This is a genomic window from Micromonospora echinaurantiaca (assembly GCF_900090235.1).
Taxonomy (GTDB): Bacteria; Actinomycetota; Actinomycetes; order Mycobacteriales; family Micromonosporaceae; genus Micromonospora; species Micromonospora echinaurantiaca.
Window position 1 is genome coordinate 2495776 of sequence record NZ_LT607750.1, and the last position, 20198, is coordinate 2515973.

Below are 20198 nucleotides of genomic sequence, written 5' to 3' on the forward strand. Positions count from 1 at the left end.
CCGTGTCATGCTGGACGGGCGGGTCGTGCGGACGGGATGGGGTGACATGCGCCGGGGACTGAGGTTCGTACCGTTGGCCCTGCTGCTGGCGGTGGTGCTGGAGCTGGCGGTTTTCGTGCTGCTCGGGCGGGCCGTCGGGTTCGGCACCGCGGTGCTGGCGGTGTTCGCGGTGTCGCTGGTGGGGCTGGTGTTGTTGCGCCGGGAGGGGATGCGGGCGTGGCGGGGGTTCCGGGCCTCCGCGCAGGCCGGGCAGCCTCCGGGTCGGCAGGTCACCGACGGGCTGGTGGGGCTGGGCGGCGCCCTGCTGCTGGCCACCCCGGGCCTGGTCAGCGGGGTGGTCGGGCTGCTGCTGCTGGCGCCGCCGGTGCGGCGGCTGGCCCGCGCCGGGGTGCAACGTGCCGCCGAGCGCCGAGTGTCGTCGATGGTCGCCGGTGACCTGTTCGGGCCCCGCCGGGTGCGGGTGCGCCGGGGCGCGCCGCAGCCGCAGCCGCGGCCGGCGGAGCAGCCGACGGTGGTCGACGGCGGCCGCGCCATCGAGGGAGAGATCGTCGAACCGGGCCGCTGAACCCGGCCCCGGTACAGAAACGACGGCGCCCCGGGAGGGTTCTCCCGGGGCGCCGTGGTGTCGGTGCGGGTCAGGCGCGGCCGCGGCGGGTGCGGACCTCCTGCAGCCGCTCGGCGAGGATGTCCTCCAGCTCGGCGATGGAGCGCCGCTCCAGCAGCATGTCCCAGTGGGTACGCGGCGGCTTGGCCTTCTTCTGCTCCGGCTCGCTGCCGTCGACCAGCCGGGCGACGCTGCCGTCGAACTTGCACTCCCAGGTCGTGGGGACCTCGGCGTCGACGGCGAACGGCACCTCGAACTGGTGGCCCTTGGCGCAGAGGTACTCGCGGGTCTGCCGCGGCGCGAGCTCCGTGTTGCGGTCGGACTCGTAGCTGACCGCGCCCAGCCGGCTACCGCGCAGCATACGCTCGCCCATGATCGACTTCCCCTCGTTCGTGGTGCTGTCTTCAGGTGTAACGGTCCGTCTCCGCCGGGCCATTCCCGCCCCGGGCGCTGCCGCTGCTCGGGTCGAGCCTGAACAAGGGTAGCCGGCCATGACAGCCGCCCGGCGGGGTCGTCCCCGGCCGGGTGGAAACGGTGGAGTGTTTTCGCTGCCAACGGGGATGTTAGCCGCCCGAACAGAGCGGAGGGTGCGATGGCTGGTGACGCGCCGGTGGCGAACCGACCGCCCGCCGGGCGGACCTTCTTCGGCCATCCGCGGGCCCTGGCCACGCTCTTCCTCACCGAGATGTGGGAGCGGTTCAGCTTCTACGGCATGCGGGCGATCCTGGTGCTGTATCTCACCGCGGAGCTGGCCGACGACGGGCTCGGCCTGGCCGAGTCCACCGCCAACGCCGTGTACGGCACGTACAACGCGATGGTCTACCTGATGGCGCTGCCCGGCGGCTGGGTCGCCGACCGGCTGATCGGGGCGCGGCGCAGCGTGCTCTGGGGCGGGGTGGTCATCGCGGCCGGCCACTACGTGATGGCGGTGCCGGCGCGGTGGAGCGTGTTCGCCGGGATGACGCTGATCGTGTTCGGCACCGGGCTGCTCAAACCCAACATCTCCACCATGGTCGGCGACCTGTACGACCGGGACTCCCCGCGCCGCGACGCCGGCTTCTCGATCTTCTACATGGGCATCAACCTCGGTGCGTTCATCGCGCCGCTGATCACCGGCTTCCTCGGTGAGAAGATCAACTGGCATCTGGGTTTCGGGGCGGCGGCCGTCGGCATGACCTTCGGCGTGCTGCAGTACGTGCTGGGCGGGCGCAACCTCGGCGAGGCCGGCGCCCGGCCGGCCGACCCGCTGCTCGGCGCGGACCGCCGCCGGGCGTTGACCCGGGTCGGGCTCGCCGCCGCCGCAGTGCTGGTCGTGGTGGTCGTCCTGGCCGTGGCCGGGCTGTTCACCGTCGACACCGTGGTCAACCTGCTCGCCGCGGTCACCGTGCTGGTCACCATCGGCTACTTCGCCCGGATCATGCTCGACCGGGAGCTCAGCGTCGCCGAACGCAGCCGGATGAAGGCGTACGTGTGGCTGTTCGTCTTCGCCGCGGCGTTCTGGCTGATCTACGACCAAGCCGGGTCGGTGCTGAACCTCTTCGCCGCCGAGCGCACCGACCGGAACGTGGCCGGGTTCACCTTCCCCGCGTCCTGGCTGCAGTCGGTCAACCCGATCCTGATCATCATCGGGGCGCCGCTGTTCGCGCTGCTCTGGCTGCGGCTGGGGCACCGGGTCTCCACCCCGGTGAAGTTCGCCGTCGGCCTGGTGCTCAACGGCCTGTCGTTCGTGCTGATGGCCGCCGCCGCGCGGGCCGCCGTCGGTGGCGACCTGGTCTCACCGTGGTGGCTGGTCGCGGTGTACGCCATCCAGGTCGCCGGTGAGCTGTCGCTGAGCCCGGTCGGGCTGTCCGCCACCACCAAACTGGCGCCGGTGAAGTACGCCAGCCAGATGATGGGGTTGTGGTTCCTGGCCACCGCCGTCGGCGACGCGATCGGCGGGCAGGTGGCCCGGCTCGCCGACACCTGGTCCGAGCCGGTGTACTTCCTGACCTTCGGGCTGGCGTCGGTGGCGCTCGGCCTGGGCGCGGTGATGTTCGCCCGGCAGATCCGCGACCTGATGGCCGGCATCCACTGAACCGGCGACCGGGACCGGGACGTGGCAGGGTGCGGCGAGCGTTTCGGCCGACGCCGCTCCGGCGTGCTGCCCCGCCGACCGGCCCGGACGCCCAGCCGGGCCCGCCGTGCTGCCGGCCCGGCGGGCGGGCCGGCCGGCCGCCCGGGGGTCAGGGCGTCGGGGGCAGCGGCAGCGGCAGCCCGGGCAACCCGTCGATGCTGCGGGCGACGTGGTCCTTCTTGGCGAAGTAGTCGCTCAGCGAGGCGTCGTCCTCGCGGGCGAAGCGGCGGGCGTGCAGGTCCCGGTCGGCGTCGTAGGACATGAACGGCACCGCGTAGCCGCAGGTGTCCCGGATCAGTTCGGCGCGCACCACGATGATCGCCCGCAGCCCGTGCACGCTGGTGTCGATGTCCGGGAAGTGCGCCGCCAGGTCCCGCCAGCGCGGGTCGTCGCGGAACACCGGCTCACCGCGCCCGTGCACCCGGACGATGTTCGGCGGGCCCTGGAAGGCGCACCACATCAGCGTGATCCGGCCGTTCTCCCGCAGGTGCGCGATGGTCTCGGCGTTGGAACCGGCGAAGTCCAGATAGGCCACCGTGTGCGCGTCGAGGACCGCCCAGGAGCCGCGCAGCCCCTTCGGCGACAGGTTGATGGTGCCGTCACCGGCCAGCGGCGCCGTCGCGGTGAAGAACAGCGGCTGCTCCTCGATGAAGGTCCGCAGCCGGCCGTCGATGCGTTCGTACGTCTTTCCCACCCCGGCATCATCTCCCGCCGTCGCACCCGGTCGGCCGCCCGCCCGGCGCCGTCCCACCCGCTGGCCGCGCCGCGGACCGCTCCGTCGACCGGTCAGCCGGTCAGCCCAGCCGGGCCGGGCGCGGATCGCACCAGCCGGTCAGGTGGGCGTCCCGCCCGGCCGCCGCGTCCAGGATCCGCCGCGCCCACACCGCGGCCATCGGCAGGTAGTCGAACGCGTAACCGGGACCGGTGCGGTCCATCAGGTCGACGAACTTGACCAGCTCCACCAGCGCGGCGACCGGCTTGGCGACCCGCCACGCCTCCCGCAGCTCACCGAGGGAGGCCAGCTGCCGCCAACCGTCCAGATAGGCGTCGACCTGCCGGCGCGCCTCCGGCTCGGCCACCTGGTGCAACCAGCCGGCCAGGTCGAACAACGGGTGCGCGATCCGGGCGAAGCTCCAGTCGAACAGCAGCGGGCCGTCCGGGCGGTCCGCCGCGTTGTCCGGGTGCAGGTCGCCGTGGGTCAGACTCGGCGGCAGGTCGAGGTCGTCGAGTTCGGCGCAGCGGTCCTGCAACCACATCGCCACCCCGGTCAGCCCGACCGGGCCGGTGCCCGCGCGGTCCCACACCTCGGCGCGGCGGGTCAGCGCCGGCACCCGGTCGGCCAGGTCGTCCAGGGTCAGCACCGGGCAGCCGGCCGCCTCCAGCGGCCCGGTCCGCCCCACCGTGGCGGCCTGGACGCGGGCCAGCAGGCGCAGGGCGGCCGCGCCGTCGCGGGCCGGCGGTTGGGCGCCGAAGTCGGCGCTGAGCCACCAGCCGTGCTCGGCCGAGTGGGCCAGCACCTGCGGCACCGCCCGCGGCCAGCTCCGGGCGAGTTCGGCGATCACCCGGGGTTCGGCCACCAGGTGCGGCAGGGCCGCCTTGAGGAACACCGCCCCGTCGGTGGTCGGGGCGCGCAGCACCGTCGACGTCGTCCAGTGCCGGATCTGGCTGACCGGGCCGGTGCGGCGGGCGCCCCGCCCGGCCAGCACCCCGTCCAACCAGCCGGTGGCAGCGGCGAACCAGCCGGGCCGGTACCAGGCCGGGCGGCCCGCCGGCGCGGACCGGTCCAGCCAGTGCCGCACCGACGCCGCGCCGAACGCGGTCGCGTCGTGCCAGCCGTAGCCGGCGGTCGGCTCGCCGTCGACCGGCTCAGCCACGAACAGGGTGGTGTCCAGCGGTTCGAGCAGCGCCACCCGCAGCCCCGTCTCGGCGGCGACGGCGCCGGGCAGCTGGCTGCTCGGCGGCGGCCACGACGCGGTCAGTCGCAACCGGGGCAGGACCAGCGCGCCGTCCCGCCGGCGGCCCAGCACCCGGCGCGGCCCGGCCGTGACGATCACGTCGATGTCGACCGCCGTGGCGGGGGCGCTCACGCCGGCGCTCCGCTGCGTTCCGTGCCGCCATGAGGCACCACCGCGCTGCGTTGCCGGTTCGCTCGCTGACGCTCGCTCATGTGGCGCTCCCGGCCCGGGGTCGCGACGGGACCACCGGCTGGACGCCGGCCGGCTCCCGCCGGTGGCGCAGCGACTCCACGCCGACCAGGTCGTCGGCGACCGCGTCCGGGGCGTCGGTGTCGAACCGGGCGATCGCCCGGATCCGCGCGGCGGCGGCCACCAACACTGCGATGACCAGGCCGCAGAGCAGGAAGACGAACGCGATGCCGCGCCCCTCGCCGACCCCGATCAGCCGCCCGACGCTGCCGGCGAGCCGCCCGTCCGGCATCAGCATCGGCTCGAACAGCGCGGTCGCGGCGGGCGCCACCACCGCGAAGCCCAACGGCAGGGTGGACCAGGAGATCATCTGGTTCAGGGCGGCGGCCCGGCCGTGGTAGCGCTGTGGGATCTTCACCTGCACGATCGCCCGGTAGATGCCGGTGGTCAGGGTCAGTCCGGCGGTCAGCCCGAACGTGCCGGCCGCGACCAGCAGCGGATCCGGACGCAGCGCGATCACCACGCAGGCCACCGCCATGGCCAGGATGGACAACAGCACCCCGCGCATCGGCCGGCGGGCGGGACCGCCCCACAGGGCGACGGTCAGCCCGGCCACCGTCGCGCCCAGCCCGGAGACGAACGACACCTGGGCCGCGTCGGTGAGCGTGCCGAAGGACAGCACCAGCGGGCTGACCAGGATCAGCGGCGGCGCCAGGAAGATGTTGAGCACCAGGAAGAACAGCAGCATCGCCCGGAAGTGCCGGTGCCCCCACGAGTAGCGGAAGCCGTTGGCGATCTCGGCGGTCAACGTCTCCCGCCGGTGCCAGCCCATCCGTGCCGGCCAGCGGACCAGCGCCACGACCAGCACCGCCGCCGCGTAGCTGACGATGTCGATCACCAGGATGCCGTCCAGACCGACGGTGGCCAGCAGGCCGGCGGCGAACAGCGGCACGAACAGCGTCCCGACGCCGTTGACCATCTCCACCACGCCGATGGCGTGCCGCAGGTACCGCTTGGGCACCAGTTGCGGCACCGACGCCACGTACGCCAGGCGCTGGAACGCGGTGGCCACCGACAACCCGACCAGCAGCGCGTAGATGTGCCAGATCTGCAGGGTGTCGGTCCACAGCAGCACGCCGAGCGCGATCTGCACCGCCCAGGCGGCGACGTCCCCGGCGAGCAGCACGGCCCGCCGGCTGGACCGGTCCACCACCGCGCCGGCCAGCGGGGCGACCACCAGGCCGGGCACCAGCGCCAGCGTCACGAACAGCGCCAGCTGGGCCACCGACCCGGTGGTCAGGTAGATCCAGATCGGGATGGCCCACTGGGTGAACGCCGACCCGATCAGCGACACCAGTTGGCCGGCGGCCACGCCGAGGAACCGGCCCATGCTCGGCTCGGCCGGGCGGCGGCTCGGGCCCGCGTCCGCCGGCGGGCCGTCGTCACCGGGCCCGCCCGGCCCGGCCGTGCCGCGGCGGTGCACGCCGTGCAGCCACCAGTCGCTGTCCGCGCCGCGGGCCGGCCGGGTCAGCTGCGCGCCGTCGTCGGCGTCCAGCACCAGGTGGGTACGGGTGACGATCTCGGCCAGTTCGGTGGCCCGGTAGCGGTTGAAGTAGTGCCCGCCCTCGTCGAGGACGACCAGCGCGCAGGTGTCGGAGAGGAAGTCCCATTCGCGGAACCGTTCGGCGTAGTAGTCGGTGGCCGGGTCCTGCTCGCCGACCACCGAGATGACCGGCGCGTCGATCCGGTCGATCCGGCTGTCCAGCAGGCCGCTGTAGTAGTCCTCGGCGCTGCGGGTGTCGTGGCGCATGTTGCGGATCACCCGGTCGGCCTCGTCCAGGCCCAGCTCCTCGATGTCCACGCCGCGGCCGACCAGCCGGTTGATGAAGGTGCGGTTGCTGCGGAAGCGTTCCAGCTCGGCCAGCCGGGACAGCCGGCTCAGCAGGCCCCGGGGGCGGGCGAACGGGAAGATGCCGCCCACGTACACCGCCTCGACCGGCCGGTCGGCGGCCTGCAGGCGGCGGGCCACCTCGACCACCAGCGCGCTGCCGATGCCGCAGTGGCCGTAGAGCACCAGCGGCCCGCCGACGTCGCGCAGGATCTCCGTGACGGCCCGGTCGACCAGCTCGCCGAAGGGCAGGGTGTCCTGCTCGCCGCCGGCTTCCTGGCCGTGGATGGCCGCCGAGTAGAGCCGGTGCCCGGGCGGCATCGCGTCGGCCAGCGCCTGGTACACCGCGGCGCTGCCACCGCCGTAGGGGACGCAGACCAGCGACCGGACGTGCGCGGCGTCCGGCACCGGCCGGGTCAGTTCGTGCAGCAGCCGGGCCGGCCGGTCCGCGGTGGCCGGTTCGTCGATCAGCCGGGCCAGTTCCCGCACGGTGCGGCAGCGGAACAGGTCCATCAGCGAGATGGTGCCGGTGGCGCCGGCGGCCTCCAGGCCGCGGCGGATCCGGGTGACCGCCTGCGCGGCCAGCAGCGAGTGCCCGCCGACGAGGAAGAAGTCGTCGTCGATGCTGACCCGGTCGACCGGCAGCAGGTCGGTCCAGACCTCGGCGATCAGCCGCTCGGTCGGGGTGCCCGGGGCGGTGAACTCCTGCTCGGCCTGCCCGGCCAGGTCGGGGTCGGGCAGCGCGCGGTGGTCCAGCTTGCCGTTCGGGGTCAGCGGCAACGCGTCGAGCACCACGAACGCCGCCGGCACCAGGTAGTCGGCGAGGCTGCGGGCCAGGTGCTCGCGCAGCTGCCCGGCGGTCGGCCGGCGGCCGGCGTCGGCCGGCACCACGTACGCGACCAGCCGCCGGTCGCCGGTGCCGTCGGGCTGCGCGAGCACCGCGCAGCCGCCCAGGTCGGGGTGGCGTTGCAGGGTGGCCTCGATCTCGCCCAGCTCGATGCGGTAGCCGCGGACCTTCACCTGCCGGTCGACCCGGCCCAGGTACTCCAGGGTGCCGTCCGGGCACCAGCGCACCCGGTCGCCGGTGCGGTACATCCGGGCGCCCGGCTCGCCACTGAACGGCTCCGGCAGGAACCGTTGCGCGGTCAGCGCGGCCCGGTTCAGGTAGCCGCGGGCCAGCCCCTCACCGGCGACGAACAGCTCGCCGGGCACCCCCACCGGCACCGGGTTGAGGTGCCGGTCCAGCACGTAGGCGCGCAGGTCGGCCAGGGGCCGGCCGATCGGCGAGGCGACCGGGCGGCGAACGTCGGCGCGGCGCAGCCGCTGCGCGGTGACGTGCACCGTGGTCTCGGTGATGCCGTACATGTTGACCAGCGCCGGGGTGTCCTCGCCGTAGCGGCTGAGCCAGTGCCGCAGCTCGCGGACGTAGAGCGCGTCGCCGCCGAAGATGATGGTGCGTACGGACAGGTCGGCGAAGGACCGGTCGGTCTCGGTGAGGGTGGCCCGCAGGCCGCGGAACGCCGCCGGGGTCTGGTTGAGCACGGTCACCCGCTGCTCGGCCAGCACGTCCAGCAGCCGTTCGGTGTCCCGGATCACCTCCGGCGGCACCACGACCAGCCGGCCGCCGTAGGCCAGCGCCCCCCACATCTCCCAGACGGAGAAGTCGAACGCGTACGAGTGCAGCAGCGCCCACACGTCGTCCGGGCCGAAGTCGAAGTGCGCCTCGGTGGCGGTGAGCAGCCGGACCACCTGCCGGTGCTCCACCAGCACGCCCTTGGGCTGCCCGGTCGAGCCGGAGGTGTAGATGACGTAGGCCAGGTCGCCGGGGCCGGGGGGGTTGGCGGCCACCGGGGCGGCGGGCGCGGGCGGGTCGTCGTCCGGGGCGGCCAGCCGCAGTACCCGCCCGGCGTGGGCGGGCAGGTCATCGCCGGGGGCCGCGTCGGTGACCAGCACCGGCGCGCCGGTGTCGGCGAGGATGAACTCCAGCCGCTCCCGCGGGTAGGCCAGGTTCAGCGGCACGTACGCGCCGCCGGCCTTGAGCACGCCGAGGATCGCCGTGACGGTGCCTGGGCCGGGCCGCAGGTGCAGCGCCACCAGGGTGTCCGGGCCGACCCCGAGGCGACGCAGCCGCTCGGCGAGGCGGTCCGCGCGGCGGTCCAACTCGGCGTAGCTGACCTGCTGGCCGTCGTACACCAGGGCGACGGCGTCGGGCTGGCGGGCCGCCTGCTCCTCGAACAGCGAGTGCAGGGTCCGCTGGACCGGGAAGCGGGCGGCCCGGGCGCCCCAGCCGGCCAGCACCTCGGCGCGCTCGGCGTCGGTGAGCAGGTCCACGGTGCGCAGCGGGTCGTCCGCCCGGTCGACCACGGTACGCAGCAGCCGGGTGAACCGGTCGCCGAACCGGGCCACCGTCACCGCGTCGAACAGCGCGGTGTTGTAGGTGAACTCGCACCACAGCTCGCCGGTGCGGGTCTGCACCACCAGCAGTTCCAGGTCGAACCGGGTGGTCGACAGGTCGAGCACCTCCCAGCTGACCGCCGGCCCGGCGCCGGCCGCGCCGTGGTCGCGGAACTGGTAGTTCTGCAGCGCGAAGGTGACCTGGAACAGCGGGGACCGGCTGACGTCGCGGGGCACGTCCAGTTCGGACACCAGGTGCTCGAACTGGACGTCCTGGTGGGTGAGGCCGTCGAGGACCAGCTGCCGGGTGCGGGTCAGCAGCGCGCTGAACGACTCGTCCGGGTCCAGCCGGGCCCGCAACGCCAGCATGTTGACGAACATGCCGACCAGCGGCTCCAGCTCCGGGCGGCCCCGCCCGGCGACCGGTGAGCCGACGGCGAAGTCGCGCTGGTCGCTGTGCCCGGCGAGGAGGACCTGGTAGGCGGCGAGCAGGGTCATGTAGACGGTGGCGTCGTGCCGGCGGGCCAGCGCGGTGACGGCGGCGGCGAGCGGGGCGTCCACCTCGAAGCGGTGGGTGGCGCCGTCGAAGCGCTGCGTCGGCGGGCGTGGCCGGTCGGTGGGCAGGTCCAGGGCGGGCACCCCGGCCAGCTGCCCGGTCCAGTACGCCAGGCCCCGGTCGGTGCCGGGCCGGTGCCGCTGCCAGTGGGCGTAGTCGCCGTAGCCGACCGGCAGCGCCGGCCAGTCGGGTGCCGCCCCGGCGCGCCGCGCCCGGTAGGCGGTGAGGACGTCACCGACCAGCACGTCGATGGACCAGCCGTCGCTGACGATGTGGTGCGCCTGCACCGACAGCAGCCAGCGGCGCGGACCGTACTCGACGAGCAGGGCCCGGAACAGCGGGCCGGTGCCGAGGTCGAAGGGGTCGGCGGCGTGCTCGCGGGCCAGTTGGCCGGCCTGCCGGCGGGCGTCGTCGGGGTCGTCGGCGGTGACCGTGGCCCGGGACAGCGGCACCGGGCCGGGCGGGTCGACGACCACCGTCGGCTGGCCGTCGTCGCCGGCGGGGAAGCGCATCCGCAGGCTCTCCTGCCGGGCCGCCACGTCGCCGAGGGCGTCGCCCAGCGCGGCCGGGTCCACCTCGCCGTCCAGCCAAACCGCCACCGGCACGTGGTAGGCGGTCGAGCCGGTGGCGAACTGGTCGGCGAACCAGAGCCGCTCCTGCGCGTACGACAGGCTGCGCGGCGCGTCCGCGGAAGCGCGGCCGACCCGGCCCGCGCCGGTGTCGGCGGGTTGGCGCAGGAGCCGCTCCAGCAGGGCCTGCTTGGTGGCGGACAGCGGTACCTCCCGGGCCGCCGACTCCGGGGCTGCGGACATGCGGGGCTACCTTTCGTAGGTGGCGAGGAGCGCGGCGGCCTCGTCCTCGGAGATCGCGTCGAGCCGGGCGACCAGCAGCCGTTCGACCTGGACGGCCAGTTCGGCGACGGTGGGGTGGGCGAAGAGCATGTAGACCGGGACGTCCACGTCCAGGACCGCGCCGATGCGGGCGACGGCCCGGCTGGCCAGCAGCGAGTGCCCGCCCCGGTCGAAGAAGTTGTCGTGCACGCCGAGCGAGGCGACGCCGAGCACCTCGGCCCAGGCCGCGGCGACCAGTTCCTCGGCGCCGGTGCGCGGGGCGGTGACGGCCGGCGGCGCGTCGTCGGCGTCGGCCGGGTCGGGCAGCGCGGCGACGTCGAGCTTGCCGCTGGGCATCAGCGGCAGGGCGTCGAGGGTGACGAAGGCGGTCGGCACCAGGTGACCGGGCAGGACGGCCCGCAGCCCGGCGCGCAGCCGCGCCGGGTCGGCGTCGCCGGTGAGGTAGCCGACCAGCCGGTGCCCGCCGTGGCCGTCGGGGCGTACGGCCACCGCGGCCTGGTCGACGCCGGGCTGGGCGCGCAGCGCGGTCTCGATCTCGCCGAGCTCCACCCGCGCGCCGTTGACCTTCACCTGCCGGTCGAGCCGCTCCAGGAACTCCAGCGTCCCGTCCGAGCGCCAGCGACAGCGGTCGCCGGTGCGGTACAGCCGGGCGCCGGGCGGACCGAACGGGTCGGGCACGAACGCGGCCGCGGTGTCGGCGGGGCGGCGCAGGTAGCCGCGGCCGACCGGGCCGCCGCCGATGTGCAGGTGCCCCGGCACGCCCACCGGGACCGGGTCGCCCCGCTCGTCGAGCACGTGCAGCCGCGCGCCGGGCATCGGCACGCCGATCGGCACCGCGCCGGCCGGGTCGGCGCCCGGGGGCACCGTGTGCGCGGAAACCGCGATGGTCGTCTCGGTCGGCCCGTAGAGGTTGTGCAGCGGCACGGCGCGCACCGCCCCGAGGTCGGCGGCCAGGTCGCCGTCGAGCTGCTCGCCGATGCAGACCACCTGCCGCAGGTCGGTCGCCTCGGTCAGGCCGGCGTGGCCGACCAGGTGCCGCAGCACCGTCGGTACGCAGGACAGCAGGGTGACCCGTTCGCGGCGGAGGGTGTCGAGCACCGCGTCGGGGTCGAGCGCGCCCTGCTCGGGCGCGATCACCAGGGTGGCGCCGGCCACCAGGGCCGGGTAGACCTCCTGGCCGAACAGGTCGAAGCTGGGGGAGGCGAGCACCAGCAGCCGGTCGGCGGGGGTGAGCGCGTGCTGCCGGGCGAACCAGGTGGCGTGCGCGGCGAGCGAATGGTGCTCGATCATCGCGCCCTTGGGCCGGCCGGTGGAGCCGGAGGTGTGGATCACGTAGGCGAGGCCGTGCGGGTGCACCGGCGCGGGCGCGGCGTCGTCCGGGTCCGGGCCGCCGTCGAGGTCGTCGGTCAGGATCGTGCGGTACGCCCCGGCCGGCAGCGCGTCGGCGACCGCGGCGGAGGTGACCACCACCGTGGCGGCCGTGTCGGTGACCAGGTGGGTGAGCCGCTGCGCCGGGTAGCCGGGGTCCAGGGGCACGTACGCCGCGCCGGCCCGCAGCACCGCCAGCATCGCCACCACCACGTCGGCGCCGCGGGGCAGCGCCACCCCGACCAGCCGCTCGGGGCCGACGCCGAGGGCCCGCAGCCGGGCGGCCAGCCGGCCGGCGCGGTCGTCGATCTGCCGGTAGGTCAGCGACCGGCCGGCGTCGCGGATGGCGACCGCGTCGGGGGTGCGGGTGGCGTGCGCGCGGATCAGCTCGACCACCCCGGGGCCGGCCGGTGGCGGCGGCGGGCCGGCGGCCCAGCCGGTGACGAGCAGGGCGCGTTCGGCGGCGGGCAGCAGCGGCAGGGCGGACAGCGGCCGGTCGGGCCGGGCCAGGCCGCCGCGCAGCAGGGTCAGCCAGCGCGCGACGATCCGCCGCGCGGTGTCGGCGTCGAACAGGTCGCTGCGGTACTCCAGCCGCCCGGCGGTGTCGCTGACCTCCAGCAGCAGTTCCTCGCGGGCCACCCCGTTGCTGGTGCTCAGCCCCACCTGGCCGAGATGGTTGAAGCCGAGCTGGTAAAGCGGCTGCACGCCGGGCAGTCGGGGCGGGTTGAGCGCCTCGACGAGCCGGGGCAGCGGCAGGTCCTGGTGTTCCCAGGCCGACAGCATCGTCTCCCGGACCCGGCCAATCAGCTCGCCGAAGCTCGGGTCGCCGGTCAGGTCGACGCGCAGCACCAGCGTGTTGACGAACATGCCGATCAGCGGCGCCAGCTCGGGCCGGTTCCGCCCGGCGACCGGCAGCCCGACGCACACCTGCGGGTCGCCGCTGAGCCGGTGCAGCAGCGCGGCGTAGCCGGCGAGCAGCACCATGGCGCTGCTGGCCGAGTGCCGGCGGCCGACCTCGGCGACGGTGTCGCGCAGCGGCCCGGGCAGGTCGAAGGTGACCTCCGCGCCCGGGCGTTCGGTGGCCGCCGTGCGGGGCCGGTCCGGCAGCAGCCCGTGCACCGGTGGGGCGTCGGCGAGCCGGTCGCGCCAGTACGCCAGGTCGGCCTCGGCGACGGCGCTGCTGGCCTGGTCGCGCTGCCACACCGCGTAGTCCGCGTACTGGATCTCCAGGGTGGGCAGGCGGGGCGCCCGCCGGTGCAGCGCGGCCTGGCACAGCTCCTCGACCTCCGCCTCGAGGATCGGCTGGGAGCTGCCGTCGAAGACTGTGTGGTGCGCGGTGAACAGCAGGGCGGGGCGCTGCGGCAGGTGCACCAGGCGGGCCCGCCACAGCGGCGCCTGGTGCAGCACGAACGGGGCGGCCAGGTCGGCGGCGACGAGGTCGGCGAAGCGGGCCGAGCGTTCCGGCTCGGCCAGCCCGGACAGGTCGGTCTCGGCCAGTTCGATCGGCACGTCGGCGTGCACGACCTGGGTCAGCGTGCCGTCGGCGGTGCGCAGCGCGGTGCGCAGCGGCTCGTGCCGGCGGGTCAGCTCGGTGAGCGCGGCGCGCAGCACGCCGGCGTCGGTGCCGGATGGCAGCAGGATCGGCGACCGCAGGTTGTACGCCGACGCCTCGGCGCCGAGCTGGCTGGCCAGCCAGATCCACTCCTGGGCGAAGGACGCGGCGAAGACGTACTCGTCGGACGTGGCCTGCACCTGCGTTCCCCCCGCGGAATCCCCCCGACACGCCGGATCCCGCATCGGTCAGCGCCGATGCTATGGGCGGGCCGCGCCGGGATGCCTCCAGAGAATCGCCAGGAGTGCATGGAGGATCGCTCAGGGTAAATACCTGAATGGACGGTTGATGAACGGGGAGTGTCCTGGGCCTGACAGCGGGTGCTGGCGCGTCAGCGGGTGGCGGCGTCGGCGGCCGGTTCGGCGGGGACGGCCGGGCCGGAGAGCCGGGCCAGCGCGGCCGCCAGGTCGGTGACCTGGCCGGCGAGTTGGGCGACCCGCTGCTGGCCGGCGTCGCGGTCGGCCTCGGCGGCGCGCAGCCGTACCGCCAGCTCGGCGAGCCGGTGTTCGGCAGCGGCGCTGGCCTGGCGGGCGGCGGCCAGTTCGGTGGTGAGGGCGTCCCGCTGGGCGGCGGCGGCCGCCAGCTCCGCGCGCAGCCGCCCGGCGGTGTCGACCGCCTCCTGCCGCGCGGCGTCGGCCTCGCGGGCGGCTGCCTCGGCGCGTTCCCGGGCGCGGTCGGCCCGTTCGTGGGCCCGTACCGCGTCGGCGGCGCCGGCCCGCGCCCGCGCGGTGTCGGTACGGGCCTGTTCGATCTGGCGGCGCACGTCGGTGACCTCGGCCTGCCACCGCTCGGCGCGTTCGGCGGCCTCGGTGGCGGCCCGGGTGGCCCGGTCGGCGTCGGCGCGGGCGGTGTCGCGTTCGGCGGTCAGGTCGGTGACCCGGCGCCGCTCGGCGTCCCGTTCCGCGCGCACGGTACGCAGCTCGGTGCGGGCCGCGTCGCGGTCCCGCTCGGCCTGCACCCGCAGCGCCTCGGCCGCGCTGGCCACCCGGCGGGCCTCGTCCCGGGCCGCCTCGGCCTGCTCCGCCCGGTCGGCGTCCCGGCCGGCCCGGGCGACGGCCTGCTCGGCGCGCTGGCGAGCGGCGTCCCGGTCGGCCAGGGCCGCCCGCGCCTCCTCGCGGGCCTGCCCGGCCGCGGCGGTGGACTGGTCGGCCTCGCGGCGGGCCTCGTCGCGTTCGGCGTGCGCGGCGGCGACCTGGGCGGCTGCCTCGGCGCGCGCCTCGGCCAGTTGGCGTTCCACCCCGACCGGGGACAGCTCGGCGTGCAGCGCCTCGCTGAGCGTCTGCACGATCTGGTCGAGCCGGTCCACCGCCTCCCAGGTGCGGGCCACCTGCCCGGGCAGGCCGGGGGCGTTGCGGTGCCGCATCCGGTTGTTGCGGGAGGCCCGCTGGCAGGCGCCGTCGTTGTCCCGGCAGTAGCGGAACGGCCGGCCCGCGCCGGCGCGCTGGGGCACCGGGCGTCCACAGTGCGCGCAGGGACGGGTCTCGACGGGGGTGGGCTGGGCGTCCATCGAGGGCGAAGTCTAGTGCCGCGCCGACCGGCGGCCCCGCGCCGGCCGTGCCGTCGGCCGCTCGGCTCCCGGCGTCGCCGCTTGGATCTCGCCGTGGGCGGCTCAGTTTCCGGCGCGGGCGGTGCGGTCCAGGGTGTAGCGGCGCTGCAGCAGCATGGCGGCGAGCATCGCCGCGGCGGGCAGCAGGCCGAAGCCGTAGCGGACGGCGGCCAGCGCGGAGTCCGGCTGGACGACCGTCTCGCCGGCCACGGACGCGACGAAGCCGCCGCCGGCCAGGCACAGGGCGTAGAGGTACGGGCCGAGCGCCGCGCCGGTGGCCTCGGTGGCCGTCCAGACACCCGTGTAGGTGCCCGCGCCCACCCCGGTGCCGGCCCGGATCACGTCCGGGACCATGGAGAACGGCAGCAACTGCATGCCGGCGAACGCGATCCCCAGCACCGCCACCGCGCCGACCAGCAGCGGCAGCCCGGCCGGGCGACCCACCGCGAGCACCAGCGAGCCGGCGGCGAACGCGCCCTGCGCGGCCAGCAGCGCCCGCTGCTTGCCGACCCGGCGGGCCACCGCCAGCCAGGCCGGGGTGACCAGCAGCGCCGGCGCCACGAACGCGGCCACCAGCACGGTGGTCAGCCCGGCCCGCCCCAGCTCGTACTCGGCGTAGTAGGGCACGCCGGCGAGGACCAGGTGGGTGGTGGTGGACATGGCCAGGTACGCGGCGACCAGCCAGCGGAACTGCCGGTCCCGCAGCGCCGCGCCCAGCGCCCGCCAGCCGCCCTCGTGCGCCGGTGCCGACGCCGCGGCGACCCGGCGCAGCCGGCCGATGCCGGCCACCCCGACCAGCATGGCGGCGAGCATGCCGACCGCGAGCAGCAGACCCATCCGCTGGTAGCCGTCGCGGGTGGCCGCGTCGCCGCCGGCCAGCAGGGGCGCCAGCAGCCCGGACACCAGGATGCCGAGGGTGAGCACGACCATCCGGAAGGCCATCAGCCGGGTGCGCTCGTGGTAGCCGATCCGCAGGTCGGCGGGGGTGGCCAGGTAGGGCACCTGGTACGCGGCGAAGAGCAGGTTGCCGGCGACGAAGGCGACCGCCACCCAGGCGGCGGCCGGTGCGCCGGTCAGCCCGCCGGGCACCGCGAAGAGCGCGGCGAACGCGGCCGGCAGCGCGCAGCCGATCAGCAGCAGCCGGCGCCGGTCACCGCGGCGGGCCTGTTCGACGTCGCAGCGGTGCCCGATCCACGGATGCAGCAGGACGTCGGCGACCTTCGGCAGCAGCAGCGCCAGGCCGGCCAGCCAGGGCGCCACGGCCAGCACGTCGGTCAGGAAGTAGAGCAGCAGCAGGCCGGGGACGGTCACCCAGACGCCCATGCCGAGCGAGCCGGTGGCGAAGCCGGCCAGCGGCCCGCGCGGCAGCGTGGTCCCCTCGCCGGTGGCCGGCTGGTGGTCGAGCCCGGTCATCGCCGCCTCCTGTCCGGGCCCACGCCCGCGCCAATCCAACGGATGCTGGATTGTAGGGGCAGAATGGCGGCCATGACCATGCCCCGACGCCGCCCGGGCCGGCCCCGGCGGGAGGAGACCCGACCGACCCGCGAGCTGGTGCTCACCGTGGCCACCCGGCTCTTCGCCGAGCGGGGGTTCGACGCCGTCGGGCTGCGCGACGTGGCGGCGGCCGCCGGCGTCGACGTGGCCACCGTCTCCCACCACACGGGCACCAAGGCGCAGCTCTACGACGCCTGTTTCGCCCGGGTCTTCGCCGCCGAGCGTCAGGTGCTGGAGGCGGCGGCCGAGCGGGCCCGTAGCGCGTTGCCGGCCGGCCCGGAGGCGGCCCGGCGGGCCCTGCACGACCTGGTCGACGTCTTCGTCGACTTCCTCGAGGACCGGCCGGAGACCACCGCGCTGTGGCTGCGCCGCTGGCTGGAGCCGCACCGGCACGCCGAGCTCGACGAGCGGTACGCCGCGCCGCTGTACCGGCTGGTGGCCGAGCTGCTCACCGCCGCCGCGGCGGCCGGCACGCTGGTCGAGCCGACCCCCCACATCACCGTGCGCAGCCTGGTCTGGGCGGTGCACGGGCACGTGGTGGCCCTGGCGGCGGCCTCGTCCGGGGCCCGGGAGCGGCGGGAGTTCCGGATGTTCGTGCACCGGTTCCTGGACGGCCTGTACGGCCCGGCCGGCTCTTGACGGGGGAACCCCGACCCGGCCATTATCCATCAGTCGTTGGATTAACGTCGGGAGGCGGGAATGGGCGGGCAGCCGAGGGTGGCGGTGATCGGCGCCGGGGCGGCCGGACTGGCGAGCCTCAAGGCCCTCGCCGACGTCGGCGTGCCGGCGGTCTGCTTCGAGGCCGCCGACCAGGTCGGCGGCCTCTGGGTGTACGGTGCGCCCGGGTCGCCCGCGTACCGCACCCTGCACCTGAACACCAGCCGGCGGCGCACCGAGTTCGCCGACCACCCGATGCCCGAGGACTGGCCGGACTACCCCGACCACACCCGCATCGCCGGATACCTCGCCGACTACGCGCACCGGTTCGGGCTGCTCGACTCCGTCCGGCTGCGGCACACCGTCGAGCGCGTCGTGCCGGACCCGGGCGGCACCTGGACGGTGCACGCCACCGGGCCGGACGGGCCGGTCGCCGTCACCGTCGAGGCGGTGGTGGTCGCCAACGGCCACAACCGGGTGCCCAAGCCGCCCAGCCCCGGCTACCCCGGCACCTGCACCGCCGAGCAGTGGCACAGCCACGACTACCGGGGGCCGGAGCAGCTCGCCGGCCGCCGCGTGCTGGTCGTCGGGGGCGGCAACTCGGCGATGGACATCGCCGTCGACGCCTCGTACGCGGCCGCCCGCACCCTGCTGTCGCTGCGCCGGGGCGTCTGGGTGGTGCCGAAGTACCTGCTCGGCCGCCCGTCGGACACCCTCAACGGGGCGCTGGCCCGGCGGCTGCCGTGGCGGCTGCGGCAACGGATCAGCCAGCTGACCCTCACCGCCACCGTCGGCCCGCCCACCCGGTACGGCCTGCCCGCCCCGACCCACGGCTTCCTGCAGGACCACCCCACCCTCTCCGACGGGCTGCTGTCCCGGCTGACCCACGGCGACATCGAGGCCCGCCCCGGCATCGCCCGCTTCGACGGCGACCGGGTGGAGTTCACCGACGGCCGCAGCGACGAGATCGACCTCGTCGTCTGGTGCACCGGCTACCGGGTGGAGATCCCGTTCCTCGACCCGGCGCTGCTCGGCGACGGCGCGGAGACCCTGCCGCTGTACCGGCACGTGTTCCACCCCGACGCGCCCGGTCTGCTCTTCGTCGGCCTGATGCAGTCCACCGGGGCGGCGTTCCCGCTGGTCGAGGCGCAGGCCCGACTCGTCGCCGGGCACCTCGCCGGCCGGTACGCGCTGCCCGACCCGCAGACCCAACGGGCCGCCAGCCGGGCCGAGTTGCGGGCGGCGACCGCCCGGTGGGGCCAGCGCCGGCCGGCGATGCGGGTGGACTTCGACGCGTACCTTGCCGAGCTGGGCCGGGAACTGGCCGCTGGCGCACGCCGAGCCCGCTCGACCGCCGCGGCGGCGCGCCCGGGAGCCCGGCCGTGAGCCGGCTGGCCGGCCGGCGGGTGCTGGTCACCGGGGCGGACGGCACCTTCGGGCGGCACCTCGGCGCCGCGCTGACCGCCGCCGGCGCCCGGGTCGTCGGGCTCGACCTGCACGGCTCGCCGGACGGCGACGTCCCGGTGCTGCGCTGCGACCTGACCGACCCGGCGGCCGTGCCGCCGGCGGTACGCGCCGCCGTCGACCGGCTCGGCGGGCTGGACCTGCTGGTCAACAACGCCGGCGTCGGCGGGCCGGCCCCGGCCGAGCTGCCACCCGACGCGGTGGTGCGCCAGCAGCTCGAGGTGAACCTGCTGGCCGCCTGGCGGACCACCGCGGCGGCGCTGCCCGACCTGGTCGCCGCGCGCGGCCGGGTGATCTTCGTGGCCAGCCGGATGGCCGTGCTGCCGCTGCCGCTGGCCGCCGCCTACGGGGTCAGCAAACGCGCCCTGGTCGCGTACGCCGACGCGCTGCGCCACGAGGTCGGCACCCACGTCGGGGTCAGCGTCGTCTACCCGAGCATGGTGGCCTCGCCGATCCACGACAGCACCGCCGAGGCCGGGCTGTCGCTGCGGGGCGTGTCCCGCCCGGAGCCGGTGCAGGGGGTGGTCCGGGCCATCCAGCGCGCCGCCACCGCCCGCCGGGCCCCCCGGGACGTGGCCACCACCCGCCGGGGACGGCTGGAACTGGCGCTCGCCCGGCACGCGCCCGGCCTGGCCGACCGGCTCGTACGCCGAACCGTGGCCGCCCGGATCGCGGCCGGCGACCTGGACGCCGCGCCGCTGGCCGCCGGCATGGTCCGCCGGCACCACGACACCGCCCGCTGACCCCACCGGCCGGTCGGCTCGGGACGTGGCGACCGTGGCCCGGGACCGGTCGGCGGCGACCCGGGTCAGGGCGTGGCTACGGCGGCCCGGGACCGGTCGGCGGCGATGCGTACCGCCAGGCCGCCCAGCACGGTGCCCATCACCCAGCGCTGGATTCGCAGCCACAGCGGCCGGCGGGCGAAGAACCCGGCGAGCGTGCCGGCGCCGAGCACGATCAGCGCGTTGACGGTCAGCGCGACGGTGATCTGGGTCAGGCCGAGCAGCAGGCTCTGTGCCGCGACGTGCCCCCGCTGCGGGTCGACGAACTGCGGCAGCAGCGACACGTAGAGGATCGCGATCTTCGGGTTGAGCAGGTTGGTGACCAGCCCCATGGTGAACAGCCGCCGGGGCCGGTCCGGCGGCAGCGGCGCCGGGTTGAACGGCGACCGCCCACCGGGGCGCAGCGTGCGCCAGGCCAGCCAGAACAGGTACGCCGCGCCGGCCAGCTTCACCGCCGTGTACAGCGCCGGCACCAGGACGAAGATGGTGGCCAGGCCGGCCACCGCGGCGGCGAGGTAGACCGCGAAGCCGGCGGCGACGCCGAGCAGCGAGATCAACCCGGCCCGGCGGCCCTGGGTCACCGAACGGGACACCAGGTACACCATGTTCGGCCCGGGCGTGAGGACCAGCCCCAGCGCGACCAGCCCGATACCCACCACCGCGCCCGTACCGACCATCACCACACCCCCCGTTCGCCCGGATCGACCCTATGTCCGAGGGACCGG

At 75.7% G+C, this 20198-nt stretch carries 13 protein-coding genes; 5 read left to right on the plus strand and 8 right to left on the minus strand.

The window, feature by feature from the left end:
• The first annotated feature begins 46 nt into the window (after positions 1-46).
• Complete coding sequence (locus GA0070609_RS11435; protein WP_088993794.1) at positions 47-565, plus strand: FxsA family protein; 519 nt, start codon at positions 47-49, stop codon at positions 563-565.
• 70 nt (positions 566-635) lie between these two features.
• On the opposite strand, the gene GA0070609_RS11440 is transcribed toward GA0070609_RS11435, so the two are convergent.
• Positions 636-977 carry an RNA polymerase-binding protein RbpA gene (locus GA0070609_RS11440; RefSeq protein ID WP_046564157.1) on the minus strand — a complete coding sequence of 114 codons (342 nt, stop codon included), beginning with the start codon at positions 975-977 and terminating at the stop codon, positions 636-638.
• Positions 978-1196: 219 nt separating this feature from the next.
• On the opposite strand from GA0070609_RS11440, the gene GA0070609_RS11445 reads away from it, so the two are divergent.
• Positions 1197-2678 (plus strand): peptide MFS transporter, encoded by a 1482-nt coding sequence (locus GA0070609_RS11445; RefSeq protein WP_088993795.1) that lies wholly within the window; start codon positions 1197-1199, stop codon positions 2676-2678.
• 148 nt (positions 2679-2826) lie between these two features.
• On the opposite strand, the gene GA0070609_RS11450 is transcribed toward GA0070609_RS11445, so the two are convergent.
• From GA0070609_RS11450 to GA0070609_RS11475, 6 genes are all read right to left on the minus strand, one after another.
• Positions 2827-3411 carry a pyridoxamine 5'-phosphate oxidase family protein gene (locus GA0070609_RS11450; protein WP_088993796.1) on the minus strand — a complete coding sequence of 195 codons (585 nt, stop codon included), beginning with the start codon at positions 3409-3411 and terminating at the stop codon, positions 2827-2829.
• A 100-nt stretch (positions 3412-3511) separates the two neighbouring features.
• Entirely contained in the window at positions 3512-4804 is a 1293-nt protein-coding gene (locus tag GA0070609_RS11455; protein ID WP_088993797.1) for an aminoglycoside phosphotransferase family protein, read from the minus strand.
• A 76-nt stretch (positions 4805-4880) separates the two neighbouring features.
• Positions 4881-10511, minus strand: coding sequence for a non-ribosomal peptide synthetase/MFS transporter (locus GA0070609_RS11460; RefSeq protein ID WP_088993798.1), 5631 nt, complete (start codon positions 10509-10511; stop codon positions 4881-4883).
• A 6-nt stretch (positions 10512-10517) separates the two neighbouring features.
• The gene (locus tag GA0070609_RS11465) at positions 10518-13670 is read right to left on the minus strand and encodes a non-ribosomal peptide synthetase (protein WP_172899322.1); all 3153 of its coding nucleotides are present in this window, start codon (positions 13668-13670) and stop codon (positions 10518-10520) included.
• 191 nt (positions 13671-13861) lie between these two features.
• Positions 13862-15037, minus strand: a complete 1176-nt coding sequence (locus GA0070609_RS11470) for a coiled-coil domain-containing protein (protein WP_088993800.1) — start codon at positions 15035-15037, stop codon at positions 13862-13864.
• A gap of 102 nt (positions 15038-15139) precedes the next feature.
• Positions 15140-16489, minus strand: a complete 1350-nt coding sequence (locus tag GA0070609_RS11475) for an MFS transporter (RefSeq protein ID WP_088993801.1) — start codon at positions 16487-16489, stop codon at positions 15140-15142.
• A gap of 78 nt (positions 16490-16567) precedes the next feature.
• Between GA0070609_RS11475 and GA0070609_RS11480 the strand changes: the two genes are divergently transcribed.
• From GA0070609_RS11480 to GA0070609_RS11490, 3 genes are read left to right on the plus strand one after another with little or no spacing between them, the layout of a single operon-like run.
• On the plus strand, positions 16568-17209 hold the full coding sequence (locus GA0070609_RS11480) for a TetR/AcrR family transcriptional regulator (protein WP_088997662.1): 642 nt from the start codon (positions 16568-16570) through the stop codon (positions 17207-17209).
• 60 nt (positions 17210-17269) lie between these two features.
• Complete coding sequence (locus tag GA0070609_RS11485) at positions 17270-18613, plus strand: flavin-containing monooxygenase (RefSeq protein ID WP_088993802.1); 1344 nt, start codon at positions 17270-17272, stop codon at positions 18611-18613.
• Positions 18610-19434, plus strand: coding sequence for an SDR family NAD(P)-dependent oxidoreductase (locus tag GA0070609_RS11490; RefSeq protein ID WP_088993803.1), 825 nt, complete (start codon positions 18610-18612; stop codon positions 19432-19434). The genes GA0070609_RS11485 and GA0070609_RS11490 overlap by 4 nt, the downstream gene beginning before the upstream one ends.
• A 65-nt stretch (positions 19435-19499) precedes the next feature.
• On the opposite strand, the gene GA0070609_RS11495 is transcribed toward GA0070609_RS11490, so the two are convergent.
• A complete protein-coding gene (locus tag GA0070609_RS11495; protein ID WP_088997663.1) occupies positions 19500-20150 on the minus strand; it encodes a LysE family translocator in 651 nt (216 codons plus the stop codon).
• Between the last annotated feature and the right edge of the window lie 48 nt (positions 20151-20198).

What these genes read in the sequence shown, in the direction of transcription:
- GA0070609_RS11480 (WP_088997662.1), top strand. Translation starts at nt 16,568, where the DNA reads ATGCCCCGACGCCGCCCGGGCCGGCCCCGGCGGGAGGAGACCCGACCG.
- GA0070609_RS11485 (WP_088993802.1), top strand. Translation starts at nt 17,270, where the DNA reads ATGGGCGGGCAGCCGAGGGTGGCGGTGATCGGCGCCGGGGCGGCCGGA.
- GA0070609_RS11495 (WP_088997663.1), bottom strand. Translation starts at nt 20,150, where the DNA reads ATGGTCGGTACGGGCGCGGTGGTGGGTATCGGGCTGGTCGCGCTGGGG.
- GA0070609_RS11435 (WP_088993794.1), top strand. Translation starts at nt 47, where the DNA reads ATGCGCCGGGGACTGAGGTTCGTACCGTTGGCCCTGCTGCTGGCGGTG.
- GA0070609_RS11440 (WP_046564157.1), bottom strand. Translation starts at nt 977, where the DNA reads ATGGGCGAGCGTATGCTGCGCGGTAGCCGGCTGGGCGCGGTCAGCTAC.
- GA0070609_RS11475 (WP_088993801.1), bottom strand. Translation starts at nt 16,489, where the DNA reads ATGACCGGGCTCGACCACCAGCCGGCCACCGGCGAGGGGACCACGCTG.
- GA0070609_RS11445 (WP_088993795.1), top strand. Translation starts at nt 1,197, where the DNA reads ATGGCTGGTGACGCGCCGGTGGCGAACCGACCGCCCGCCGGGCGGACC.
- GA0070609_RS11470 (WP_088993800.1), bottom strand. Translation starts at nt 15,037, where the DNA reads ATGGACGCCCAGCCCACCCCCGTCGAGACCCGTCCCTGCGCGCACTGT.
- GA0070609_RS11460 (WP_088993798.1), bottom strand. Translation starts at nt 10,511, where the DNA reads ATGTCCGCAGCCCCGGAGTCGGCGGCCCGGGAGGTACCGCTGTCCGCC.